Genomic DNA, 12,451 nt, shown 5'->3' on the forward strand with positions numbered 1-12,451 from the left:
AATGAAAAAAAGCGTTTTCATATTACTCCATTTAATACTTTCAGTAAATCTATTTGCACAAATTAATGTTGTCTCAAAAAAAATATTTCTTGATTCGCTTAACTGCGAAGCCACACCCGAGAACTACAGTTACACCAGAGTTATTACCAACTATTCACAAAAAAGCATCCGCTATGTTGTCACTGATTTTTACAAAAACGGAAGAAAGAAAATGACAGGTTCTACTTTAGACAGAGATGTTTTAAAAAAAGACGGAGAGTTTATTTATTATTACAAAAACGGAGCAAAACAAGCAGTTGTAAACTATTCTGAGGATCATAAATCTGGCAAAGAAATCAATTGGTATGAAAACCAAAGCAAAAAATCTGAAAAACAAAACATCTGGAATCCCAAAACAAAAACCACACAAACCTTGATTCTTAATTATTGGGATGAAAATAAAAAACAAACCGTAATTGAGGGAAACGGAGATTATGAAGAAACAGATAAATTTACAACACAAAAAGGATCTGTTAAAGACGGCCTTAGACAGGGAATTTGGCAGGGAACTGATTCTTTACGTAAAATAACATTTACTGAAAATTACGATAAGGGAATTTTAATTTCCGGAATAAGTGTAGACGAAAACAATGTAAAAACGGCTTATACATCTTTATCCCCAAAACAAATCGCCAAAAAAGGACAGAAGTAAAACTAAATTTATAGAATTTCAATTCACTACACTTAAAATATTTTGCGCAATACAAAAATTGCTAAATCGTCTTAAAAATACTACTTTCGTTTTCTAACTAACATTATACCTTATGAAACCGATTTTGTATTGGATGCTATTTTTAATCCCTAAATTAGTTATTTCACAAGTAACTTCTAACATCAAAACCCTCTATCTCGACTCTCTATGGCAAAAAACCTCTCAGGGAAACCATAAATATTACAGAGTTATAAATGGGTATTACTCTAAAAACCCCGATACTTATCAAGTCAGCGATTATTATAAATCCGGCATATTAGAAAAAGAAGGATTATCTAAAACAAAAGAGGGCGACTCCAAAACAGGAGAGTTTATCTTTTATTACGAAAACGGCAGTAAAAAATCTGTTTCAAATTACGTTAACAATCATTTAAGCGGGAAGGAAACAAAATGGTATGAAAACGGAATTTTAAAAGAAGAAGGAGAATATATTGTTGAAGAGAAAAAAAAGACATCTGTATACAAAGTCAATCAATTTTGGAACAGCAAGGGAGAACAAAAAGTAAAAGACGGTAATGGTGATTATGAAGAAACTGGTGAAAAATATTTTGCTTCCGGAAAAGTAAAAAACGGATTTAAAGATGGCATTTGGGTCGGTTATGACAAAAAAGCAGAATATACTTTTAGTGAAAACTATGAAAATCAAAAATTAGTATCAGGCATTAGCATTGACAATGCAAAAGTAACCCACAATTATACTGTGATAAAGAAAAAACCTGAACCTAAATACGGATTACAGAAATTTTACGCATATAATAGGAAGAAATTTCAAATACAATGTACCCCCCAGGTGTCAACGGTAAAGTCATAACTAGTTTTATAATTGACACGGAAGGCCAGCTAGTGGAACCAAAAACAATAAAAAGTTTTGGATACGGCACTGATGAAGAAGCCATAAGAGTGATAACAAATGCTGAAAAATGGATTCCCGGAGAAATCCGAGGAATCAAAGTGAGATGTCAATATACATTACCAATCACTATTCAAAGCTCAACCAATATGTAAGCTTTCTCTGCAGTGAAAAATTTAAATTCTCCTTTATCTTGCAATTCCAAAAATAAATAGTAATTTTGCACCCGTCTTACAAAAGTTGTATTGACATACATAAAAATCATTAAAATAATATTGGAATGTATTTAACTAAAGAAAAGAAAGAAGAGATTTTCGCACAACACGGTGGTGCAACAAACACTGGAAGCGCAGAAGGTCAAATTGCATTGTTCACTTACAGAATTTCTCACTTAACTGAACATTTGAAAAAAAATCGTCACGATTACAACACTGAGCGTTCTCTTGTACTATTAGTAGGTAAAAGAAGAGCTTTGTTGGACTACTTGAAAAAGAAAGATATCAACAGATATCGTGAGATCATTAAAGTATTGAATATCAGAAAATAATCAATATCGAAAAGAGGTGCGAAAGTGCCTCTTTTTGTTTTTACGTTACAGGCATTACAAGAAAAAAAGTTTGGTTTTTCATTGGGTTTTAGATAACAACAACTACACACAACAACTACAACACAACTAAAACCCATTGTATAATCAAAAAGGAAAATTTATGATTCCACAAGTTTCACAAGAAATTATCGATTTAGGAGATGGAAGAAGCATCTCAATCGAAACTGGTAAATTAGCAAAACAAGCCGATGGCTCTGTTGTTGTACGTTTAGGAAACTGTATGCTTTTGGCAACAGCAGTTTCTGCAAGAACATCTAACCCGGGTGTTGACTTTTTACCATTAACGGTAGATTACCGCGAAAAATTTGCTGCTGCAGGACGTTTCCCAGGAGGATTTTTCAAAAGAGAAGCAAGACCAAGCGACAGCGAAGTATTAACAATGAGATTAGTTGACCGTGTATTGCGTCCGCTTTTCCCAGACGATTATCACGCTGAAACTCAGGTTATGATTCAGTTAATGTCTCATGACGACAATGTTATGCCAGACGCATTAGCTGGTTTAGCAGCATCAGCAGCATTAGCAGTTTCAGACATTCCATTTTACAACTTAATTTCTGAAGTACGTGTTGCACGTATCGACGGAAAATTAGTAATCAACCCAAGCAGAGAAGAGTTAGAAAAATCTGATATCGACATGATGATCGGAGCTTCTTTAGATTCTGTTGCCATGGTTGAAGGTGAGATGAAAGAAATCTCAGAAGCTGAAATGATTGAGGCTATTAAATTTGCACACGAAGCTATTAAAGTTCAAATTGAAGCGCAACAAAGATTAAGAGCAAAAATTAGCTCTCAGGAATACAGAACTTACGAAGGTGAAGTTGAAGACGAAGCTGTTTATTCTAAAGTAAAAGCTGCTGCATACGATAAATGTTATGCAATTGCACAAGAAGCTTCTGGAAAATCAGAAAGAGGTGAAAAATTTGCTGCAGTAAAAGAAGAAGCAAAAGCTTTATTTACAGAAGAAGAATATGCTGAAAATGCAGATCTTGCCGGTTTAGTCGGAAAATATTTTTACAAAACAAACAAAGAAGCTGTTCGTAACGTAATTCTTGAAAAAGGAATTCGTCTTGACGGAAGAAAAACTACTGAAATCAGACCAATCTGGTGCGAGACTGATTATTTACCATCTGTACACGGATCGTCTTTATTTACACGTGGAGAAACTCAGGCTTTGGCTACAGTAACTTTAGGAACTTCCAGAGAAGCCAACCAAATCGACTCTCCATCTGAACAAGGTGAAGAGAAATTCTACTTACACTATAACTTCCCTCCTTTCTCGACTGGTGAAGCAAAACCTTTAAGAGGAACTTCAAGAAGAGAAGTTGGTCACGGTAACTTAGCTCAAAGAGCTTTAAAAAATATGATTCCTGCTGATTGTCCTTATACAATTCGTGTTGTTTCTGAAGTTTTAGAATCTAATGGTTCTTCTTCTATGGCAACGGTTTGTGCCGGAACAATGGCTTTGATGGATGCTGGAGTTCAAATGGTAAAACCAGTTTCTGGTATTGCTATGGGATTGATTACTGACGGTGAGAAATTTGCTGTATTGTCTGACATCCTAGGAGACGAAGATCACTTAGGAGATATGGACTTTAAAGTAACCGGAACAGCTGACGGTATTACAGCTTGTCAAATGGACATCAAAATTGATGGTTTACGTTATGACATTATGGAACAGGCTTTGGCTCAGGCTCGTGACGGGCGTTTGCATATTTTAGGAAAATTAACTGAAACTATCGCTACTCCAAGAGAAGATGTTAAAGCTCACGCACCAAAAATCATTACCAGAACTATCCCTGGAAACTTTATTGGAGCATTAATTGGACCTGGTGGAAAAGTAATTCAGGAATTACAAAAAGCTACTGGAACTACGATCGTAATCAACGAAGTTGACGAACAGGGAGTTGTTGAAATCTTAGGAACTGATCCAGAAGGAATCAAAACAGTATTGGCTAAAATTGATGCATTAACTTTCAAACCTCAGGTTGGAGAAGCTTACGAAGTAAAAGTAATCAAAATGCTTGATTTTGGGGCTGTAGTTGAATATACTGCTGCACCTGGAAACGAAGTATTACTTCACGTATCTGAATTAGCTTGGGAACGTACTGAAAACGTTGCTGATGTAGTTAAAATGGGAGATATTTTCCAAGTGAAATACCTGGGAATTGACCCTAAAACTAAAAAAGAAAAAGTGTCTAAAAAAGCGCTTGTTCCAAGACCTCCACGTGAGGAGAAAAAAGAGTAATCTAATCTTACTAAAGGTTTATTCATAGAAAACCCCAAATTCATTTATTTGAGTTTGGGGTTTTTCGATTAAAACTGTACATTAAACTAACTTAGTATGCTTCTGCTACTACAAACAATTATCACTGATAATTAACGAAATCTGATCTGTTTCATATTAATTTAAAAGTTTTAGGCTACCTGATATTAAAGATCTGAAATTTTATTCTTTAACCAAATTGATTACTTTGCTGACAAAATAAATACCGAGATAGATTTATATTAAAAAAAAATATTATTCGTTGTAACTTTTTTGACACTTCTTACGTATAACCATTTGTACACTTTAAAAAAATAGGGAGACAACAACATGAGACAACTTAAAATCACCAAGCAGGTAACCAATCGTGAAACTGCATCGTTAGACAAATATCTACAAGAAATTGGAAAAGTTGACCTAATTACCGCTGATGAAGAGGTAGAATTAGCACAAAGAATAAAGGCTGGTGATCAAAGAGCATTAGAAAAACTAACAAAAGCCAACCTACGTTTCGTAGTATCTGTGGCTAAACAATATCAAAATCAAGGATTAACTCTTCCTGATTTAATTAATGAAGGAAATTTAGGTTTGATTAAAGCAGCACAACGTTTTGATGAAACCCGTGGATTCAAATTTATCTCTTACGCTGTATGGTGGATTCGTCAATCGATCCTTCAGGCATTGGCAGAACAATCACGTATCGTTCGTTTACCATTAAATAAAATTGGTTCTATCAATAAAATCAACAAAATGTATGCGTTATTAGAGCAGTCTAACGAACGTCCGCCTTCTGCTGAGGAAATTGCAAAAGAACTTGACATGACTGTAAATGATGTAAAAGAGTCTATGAAAAACTCTGGGCGTCACTTATCTATGGATGCACCTCTTGTTGAAGGTGAAGATTCTAACCTTTATGACGTTTTACGATCCGGAGAATCTCCAAATCCTGACAGAGAGTTAATTCACGAATCATTACGTACTGAAATTGAGCGTTCATTAGAAACATTAACTCCAAGAGAGGCCGATGTTGTTCGTTTGTATTTTGGTCTTGGCGATCAACACCCAATGACTCTTGAAGAAATCGGCGAAACTTTCGACCTAACCCGTGAGCGTGTACGTCAGATTAAGGAAAAAGCAATCCGCAGACTAAAACACACTTCCAGAAGTAAAATCCTTAAAACATATTTAGGATAAACAATATTTGTTTCAGGTTTAAAGTTTCAGGTTGCTTTTTGTAACTTGACACATGAAACATGAAACCTTTGTAACGCAAACAACAGTTTGATTGACTGTTCGTTTTTTGATTGATGATTGAAACTCCGGCTGATTACCGGAGTTTTTTATTTTTTATAATTACCTTTGCAAAAAAATAACACAACACCACTACACACAATGAAAAACACTCTTATTGCTCCTTCTGTTCTTGCAGCTGATTTTGCTAATTTACAACGTGATATCGAAATGATCAATGACAGCGAGGCTGACTGGTTTCATATTGATATTATGGATGGAGTTTTTGTTCCGAATATCTCTTTTGGAATGCCGGTTTTGGAAGCTATTTCAAAACACGCAAAAAAAACAATAGACGTACACTTAATGATTGTTGACCCTGACCGCTATATCAAAACTTTTGCAGATTTAGGAGCTAATAATTTAACTGTACACTATGAAGCTTGCACGCATCTTCACAGAACTTTACAAGCTATTAAAGCTGAAGGAATGAAAGCTGGAGTTGCCATCAACCCTCACACAAACATTGATTTATTAGAAGATGTAATAAACGACATTGATTTAGTTTGTATTATGAGTGTGAATCCTGGCTTTGGAGGACAATCTTTTATAGAAAACACATACACCAAGATTAAAAAACTTAAAGATTTAATTATCAAAAAAAATGCTTCGACTTTGATTGAAATTGATGGCGGCGTAACCAATAAAAATGCAAAACAATTAGTAGAAGCAGGAGCTGATGTTTTAGTTGCCGGAAGTTTTGTTTTTAAAGCACAAAACCCAACACTAACTATTGCAGATTTAAAAGCCCTTACTGCTTTTTAAGTTTTTCAAATTAGGAAAGAAATCAATTCCGGTCATTTTTTCTAAAGTCTCCACAGGAACAACAAACTCATAAATTCCTTTTTGACTTTTTTCATTCGGAATCAAAAAAGCAATTGCTTTATGTTCTTTCCCTAATTTAGTTAAAACAATTTTATAAAAATATTTAGGAACAGAAACCTCTTCTGTTCCTATTTTTTTATCTGAATCCTTCAAAATTCCACCTGTAACAACATATACGTTATTATACTTTTCAGCCCAATAACGGACTTTATTCTCTAAACGGTTCCATATACCACTATTAAACTCATGGTTCTGAGGCGAAATATTTGAAGTGTAAAATGTGTCATCATATGCTTTTTTATCAAATTCCATATCTCCCGCAGGACAAAGATGCCCTTTATCATAACCTGACTTCTTATAATTCCGCCAGTCAGCAGAACCTGTTGTCACTTTAGGATCTTCTATAAAATAAGGTCTTTTAAAATCATTATTCTTTAAATATTCTTTTTTTAATTCATAAGCCACCCACTCCGCCTGTTCAAATTTTTCATTGTAAGACAGTGTATAATAATCGTGTTTTACTATCTGCTTTGTAGTCGAGATGGGCAAATAAGCTACAGAATAATTTGCCTGAGTACTATTTTGTAATGGCGAAACAAAAGTATTTTGTACCAAAAGCATTTGTTTTTCCTGAATTTGATCTTTACAGGAAATCAGAAATAGTGTACTTAAAAATAAAAAAAATGTTTTTTTCATATCAAACTATCAATCAAAAAAAAGCTCCATAAAATAAAATATGGAGCCTTTGAATTATACTATTTTAAAAATTAGGATTTAACTAATTTGTCTCTTTTTAATTTGGTAGAATTGGTCTGTTTATTATTACCCTTAGGCTGTAAATCATCCAATACATTTAGAGCTTCTTCAACATACACATCTTTTGATAAAGCCTGATGCCATGCTTCTCTTTTCTCTTTTAATGAAGCATCTTTATCCATTTCCAGATTTTCATAAGGCAATGATTTAAAAACTAAATTATTTTTATAATCTGCAATAGGTTTATATTTCTTGCCTTCACTTTCTACCTGCTCCTGTGTAGCTTTAAAGCTTTTAATATTCAGACTATATGTGTTTTCCTTATTCTTAAGATCGATCCATTTTGCATTATCCTCTATCAATTTGAATTGAGGATTTTGAGCAATTCTAAGTTTACTATTTGCTACTGCCTGATTAAAGTTTTCGTTAGAATTCCAAACATTATAATTTGCAGGATCTATTTTATCCCAAGGCATTGCATTATCCATATCGCGCTCACCCATTTTTAAGTACGCATAACGATCCGGCATTACCACGTCACTTTTTACACCTTCTAATTGAGTTGAACCTCCGTTAATTCTATAGAATTTTTGAGCAGTTGCTTTCAATGCTCCAAAATCTCCATATTCACTGTTACGCACAAACTGATTTAAATCTATAACAGTCTGAACCGTCCCTTTACCATAAGTTTGTTTACTTCCGATAATTACACCGCGTTTGTAATCCTGAATTGCAGCTGCTAATATTTCTGAAGCAGAAGCAGAAAAACTGTTTACCATAATTACCAAAGGTCCGCTCCATTCAATTTTTTTGTCTTTATCATATAAAACCTCTTTCATTTTTCCAGCAGATTTTACCTGAACAATTGGTCCTTCTTCAATAAACAATCCGGCAATATCGACTACTGTAGAAAGAGATCCTCCTCCGTCATCACGTACATCAAGAACAATTCCGCTGATATTTTCTTTTTTCAGTCTTTCAACCTCCAAAGCAATATCTTTGCCGGCATCCCTTCCATCTTTATTTTCAAAATCTATATAAAATTTAGGCAAATAAATTACCCCGTATTTTAATCCGTTTTTCTCAACGATACTAGATTTAGCATACGTTTCTTCAATTTCAACAACATCTCTGATGATTGAAATAACTTTAATAGTACCGTCTACTTTTTTTACTGTCAGTTTTACCTCGGTTCCTTTATGTCCTTTAATTTTCTTCACAACATCATCCAGACGCATCCCCACAACATCTACAGGTTCCTGGTTACCTTGTGCCACTTTTAAAATTAAATCACCGGCTTCAAGTTCTTTTCCTTTCCATGCAGGCCCTCCTGAAATCAGCTCATCAATCTGGGTGAAATCATTTTTCTTAGTCAAACGTGCTCCAATCCCTTCTAATTTACCACTAATATTTACATCAAAACGATCTTTTTCTTCTGGCGCAAAATAACTTGTATGTGGGTCAAAACGAGTCATTATTGCATTTACATAAACAGAAAACCAGTCAGCTTTGTCCAAATCTTTTATGTTCCCAAAAGACTCATCCAAAGATTTTAAAGAGCTTTCTCTTGTTTCTTTCTCCAAAGTTTCAAAAGATTTTACTTTGTATGAAGCGTCACTTTTCTTTTTATCTTCCTCTAATTTTTGTTTTGTTACCAAAGACGAAAGAGTTGATAATTTAATTTGCATTCTCCATCTTTCATTTATTTCGGCCGTGTTTTTTGCATAAGGAATTTTCTCATAATCTGCATTAAAGGTCTCTTCAATATTATAATTGAATGGCTGTGCTAAAATTGCTTTATACCTTTTTTTGCTTTCTTCCATACGTTTCATCAATCTGGTGTATGTCAGATTAAAAAACGTCAAATCTCTATTTACAAACTGATCATCCAGCATTAGCTCATATTGCTTAAATTCATCAATATCAGACTGAAGGAAAAATCGTTTCGAAGGATCAAGTGCCTCAATGTAATCCTTAAATATACCTTTTGAAAACGCATCATCTATAGGAGGCGGGTTATAATGTCCTTTTTCTATAACAAATGCCAGCAGCTCCAAAAGCATCTTGTCTTTATTTGGGTCCGGATCTACTGTTTTATCTGCATTTATTTTGAATGCAAACAACGTTACAGACAAGCATAATACAGCTATGAGGATTTTATAATTTCGTTTCATAAATTTAATAATAGCATTCATCAATTTTTTTATCTAAGTTATAGCAAAAATCAAGTCAATAAAGCCAAGTCTACTATAATTTTTTGTTAAAGATATAAAAATCTTTGAATCGCAAATAGCTTGTATAATTTAGTTGACAAATTTTAATTTATTTGTTACCATTCTACGAAAATCTGTTCCTACATTTGTCTTTAAAATCTTATTCCTAATTCTTACTATGAAAAACAAAAAGCCCTTAATATTAGTAACCAATGATGATGGCATTTCTGCTCCCGGAATCAGAACTTTGATAGATATTATGGCAACTATTGGCGATGTCATAGTCGTAGCACCAGACAAACCTCAAAGTGCGATGGGGCATGCCATAACAATAAACAATACTTTATATCTGGATAAAATTTCAAAGGAAGATGATTCTGTAATACAATATAGCTGCTCAGGAACCCCTGTAGATTGTGTAAAATTAGCCGTTCATGAAATATTGAAAAGAAAACCTGATTTATGTGTATCAGGAATCAATCATGGATCAAATTCATCTATCAATGTAATTTATTCAGGAACAATGAGTGCAGCTGTTGAAGCGGGAATTGAGGGAATACCCGCTATTGGCTTTTCATTACTGGATTACAACTGGAATGCTGATTTTGAACCGGTTAAATCATTCGTCAAAAAAATAGTTTTAGAAACCTTAGAAAAAAAATTACCGGAAGGCGTCATATTAAATGTTAACTTCCCGAAGTTAAAAGAAAAAGAAATCAAAGGAATAAAGATTTGCAGACAGGCAAAGGCGATGTGGTTAGAGAAATTTGATAAACGCCAAACTCCTTTTGGAAAAGACTATTACTGGCTTTCGGGAGAATTCGTTAATCAGGACAAAGGAAATGACACAGATGAATGGGCACTGGAAAACGGATATGTTTCTGTAGTTCCTGTTCAGTTTGACCTGACAGCACATCATAGTATCCAGCAACTCAATACTTGGAATTTAAATGAATAAAAAAGACATCTTTTTAGGTTTCATAATAGGCATTTTTACTTCTTTGCTTGGAAGTTATTTGTTTATTGCCTTTTTTACAAAATTTGATATACTATCCGGAATTCAGGCAATCAGAGAAAATGGCTATTTAGGAAAAGTGATAACTATAGGTACAACTCTGGATCTTGCTGTTTTCGCTTTTTTATTAAAAAAAGATAAAGAATTTATGGCTGGCGGGGTCATTTTGGCCGTGATTGCTTTGGCAATTTCCACATTGCTGGTTTAAGTTATTATCTTTGCAGGCGATTATTTCTTAAAAACACAATCTACCTATGAAATATTATATTATTGCCGGTGAAGCCTCAGGCGATTTACACGGATCTAATTTGATGAAAGCGTTATATGAGGAAGATCCAAATGCAGAAATTAGGTTTTGGGGCGGCGATTTAATGCAAAAAACAGGAGGAACTCTTGTGAAGCATTACCGTGAATTGGCTTTTATGGGCTTTGTCGAGGTGCTTTTCAATTTAAAAACCATTTTGAATAATATTAAATTCTGCAAAAAGGATATTTCAGAATTTCAGCCGGATGTAATCATTTTCATTGATTATCCCGGATTTAATATGCGAATTGCAAAATGGGCAAAAGAATTACATTATAAAACTCATTATTATATTTCACCTCAAATCTGGGCATGGAAAGAAAACCGGATCGAAGCAATTAAACGCGATGTAGATAAAATGTTTGTGATTTTGCCTTTCGAAAAAGGTTTTTATGAAGACAAACACCATTTTCCTGTTGACTTTGTAGGACATCCTTTAATTGACGCTATTCACAATCAGCCTACTTTTGACGAAGCTATTTTCAGAAAAGAAAACCATTTAAGCGAAAAACCAATTGTTGCCGTTTTACCAGGCAGCCGCAAACAAGAAATCATCAAAATGCTAAGTGTAATGCTAAGTGTTGTCGATGATTTTAAAGAGTATCAGTTTGTAATTGCCGGAGCACCTAGTCAGGATTTTGAATTTTATCAACAGTTTATTTCGAACCCAAACATCAAATTTGTTTCAAACAAAACTTATGATTTGTTACGTTCTTCGACAGCTGCTTTGGTAACTTCGGGAACAGCTACTTTAGAAACAGCACTTTTTAAAGTCCCTGAAGTCGTATGTTATAAAGGAAGTTGGGCATCGTACCAGATTGCAAAGCGCATTATTACCTTGAAATACATTTCACTGGTCAATTTAATTATGGATGAAGAAGTTGTAACCGAGTTAATTCAAAACGACTGCAACACCAAAAGAATCAAGGAAGAGCTCCAGAAATTATTAAACCAGGATTACCGTCAGGAGTTATTAAAAAAATACGACGCTCTTGAACAAAAACTTGGAGGAACCGGCGCCAGCAAGAATACTGCTAAGCTCATTATAGCCGATTTACAAAAACAATAAAATTATCGTTTTGAAAAAAATAGTCGTACTGATTTTACTTATTATCCTCATTGTATCATGCAAAACTGGTACGACTTCAGCTACCAAAGAGTCTAAACCTGAAACAAAAAGTATTATAAACAACCTGATTAAGATTGCTACAAACAATATTGGCGCACCCTATAAAGCATCTGGCACTACCAGAGCTGGTTTTGATTGTTCGGGATTGGTTTTCTCTACTTTTGAATCAGAAAATATAAAACTGCCGCGGAGTTCTTATGAGCAATCTAAAATCGGGAAAATAATTCCGTTTGACGATGCCAAAAAGGGCGATTTGATTTTCTTTAAAACCAATAAAAGTAAACAAATTAACCACGTAGGACTTATTACAGAAGTGAATCGCGAAGAAATAAAATTCGTTCACTCATCCACTTCAAAAGGAGTAATAATTTCTTCAACAAAAGAAGCTTATTATAAAAATTCGTATGTTCAGATTAAAAGAATACTTGAATAAATTTAATAAATAATA

At 34.0% G+C, this 12,451-nt stretch carries 13 protein-coding genes; 11 read left to right on the forward strand and 2 right to left on the reverse strand.

Going from position 1 to position 12,451, the window contains the following annotated elements:
- The first annotated feature begins 1 nt into the window (after nt 1).
- The 7 genes from AAEO57_RS03185 (at nt 2) to rpe (ending at nt 6,526) form a co-directional block, all read left to right on the forward strand.
- On the forward strand, nt 2-691 hold the full coding sequence (locus AAEO57_RS03185) for a toxin-antitoxin system YwqK family antitoxin (protein WP_341689397.1): 690 nt from the start codon (nt 2-4) through the stop codon (nt 689-691).
- 112 nt (nt 692-803) lie between these two features.
- Nucleotides 804-1,562: a toxin-antitoxin system YwqK family antitoxin gene (locus tag AAEO57_RS03190; RefSeq protein WP_341689399.1), complete on the forward strand. Its 759-nt coding sequence runs from the start codon at nt 804-806 to the stop codon at nt 1,560-1,562.
- A 32-nt stretch (nt 1,563-1,594) separates the two neighbouring features.
- Nucleotides 1,595-1,756 (forward strand): energy transducer TonB, encoded by a 162-nt coding sequence (locus tag AAEO57_RS03195; protein WP_341689401.1) that lies wholly within the window; start codon nt 1,595-1,597, stop codon nt 1,754-1,756.
- A 125-nt stretch (nt 1,757-1,881) separates the two neighbouring features.
- The gene (gene rpsO, locus AAEO57_RS03200; RefSeq protein WP_008466503.1) at nt 1,882-2,148 is read left to right on the forward strand and encodes a 30S ribosomal protein S15; all 267 of its coding nucleotides are present in this window, start codon (nt 1,882-1,884) and stop codon (nt 2,146-2,148) included.
- Between the two features lie 160 nt (nt 2,149-2,308).
- Nucleotides 2,309-4,453, forward strand: coding sequence for a polyribonucleotide nucleotidyltransferase (locus AAEO57_RS03205; RefSeq protein ID WP_341689406.1), 2,145 nt, complete (start codon nt 2,309-2,311; stop codon nt 4,451-4,453).
- Nucleotides 4,454-4,801: 348 nt separating this feature from the next.
- Nucleotides 4,802-5,665, forward strand: a complete 864-nt coding sequence (locus AAEO57_RS03210) for a sigma-70 family RNA polymerase sigma factor (protein ID WP_007804760.1) — start codon at nt 4,802-4,804, stop codon at nt 5,663-5,665.
- A gap of 198 nt (nt 5,666-5,863) precedes the next feature.
- The gene (gene rpe / locus AAEO57_RS03215) at nt 5,864-6,526 is read left to right on the forward strand and encodes a ribulose-phosphate 3-epimerase (RefSeq protein ID WP_341689410.1); all 663 of its coding nucleotides are present in this window, start codon (nt 5,864-5,866) and stop codon (nt 6,524-6,526) included.
- On the opposite strand, the gene AAEO57_RS03220 is transcribed toward rpe, so the two are convergent.
- The gene (locus AAEO57_RS03220; protein ID WP_341689412.1) at nt 6,503-7,282 is read right to left on the reverse strand and encodes a DNA/RNA non-specific endonuclease; all 780 of its coding nucleotides are present in this window, start codon (nt 7,280-7,282) and stop codon (nt 6,503-6,505) included. The genes rpe and AAEO57_RS03220 overlap by 24 nt on opposite strands.
- 71 nt (nt 7,283-7,353) lie before the next feature.
- Nucleotides 7,354-9,537 carry a carboxy terminal-processing peptidase gene (locus tag AAEO57_RS03225; protein WP_341689414.1) on the reverse strand — a complete coding sequence of 728 codons (2,184 nt, stop codon included), beginning with the start codon at nt 9,535-9,537 and terminating at the stop codon, nt 7,354-7,356.
- A gap of 196 nt (nt 9,538-9,733) precedes the next feature.
- Between AAEO57_RS03225 and surE the strand changes: the two genes are divergently transcribed.
- Genes surE through AAEO57_RS03245 form a run of 4 tightly spaced genes read left to right on the forward strand, consistent with a single transcriptional unit; the run spans nt 9,734 to nt 12,436 of the window.
- Nucleotides 9,734-10,513, forward strand: coding sequence for a 5'/3'-nucleotidase SurE (gene surE, locus AAEO57_RS03230; protein ID WP_341689416.1), 780 nt, complete (start codon nt 9,734-9,736; stop codon nt 10,511-10,513).
- Nucleotides 10,506-10,778 carry a hypothetical protein gene (locus AAEO57_RS03235; protein WP_341689418.1) on the forward strand — a complete coding sequence of 91 codons (273 nt, stop codon included), beginning with the start codon at nt 10,506-10,508 and terminating at the stop codon, nt 10,776-10,778. Before surE ends, AAEO57_RS03235 begins: the two co-directional genes overlap by 8 nt.
- A 46-nt stretch (nt 10,779-10,824) precedes the next feature.
- Nucleotides 10,825-11,943, forward strand: a complete 1,119-nt coding sequence (gene lpxB, locus AAEO57_RS03240; protein WP_341689420.1) for a lipid-A-disaccharide synthase — start codon at nt 10,825-10,827, stop codon at nt 11,941-11,943.
- A 10-nt stretch (nt 11,944-11,953) separates the two neighbouring features.
- The gene (locus AAEO57_RS03245; RefSeq protein ID WP_341689422.1) at nt 11,954-12,436 is read left to right on the forward strand and encodes a C40 family peptidase; all 483 of its coding nucleotides are present in this window, start codon (nt 11,954-11,956) and stop codon (nt 12,434-12,436) included.
- The last annotated feature ends 15 nt before the right edge of the window (nt 12,437-12,451 follow it).

It is taken from the genome of Flavobacterium calami (genome assembly GCF_038290035.1).
Lineage (GTDB): Bacteria > Bacteroidota > Bacteroidia > Flavobacteriales > Flavobacteriaceae > Flavobacterium > Flavobacterium calami.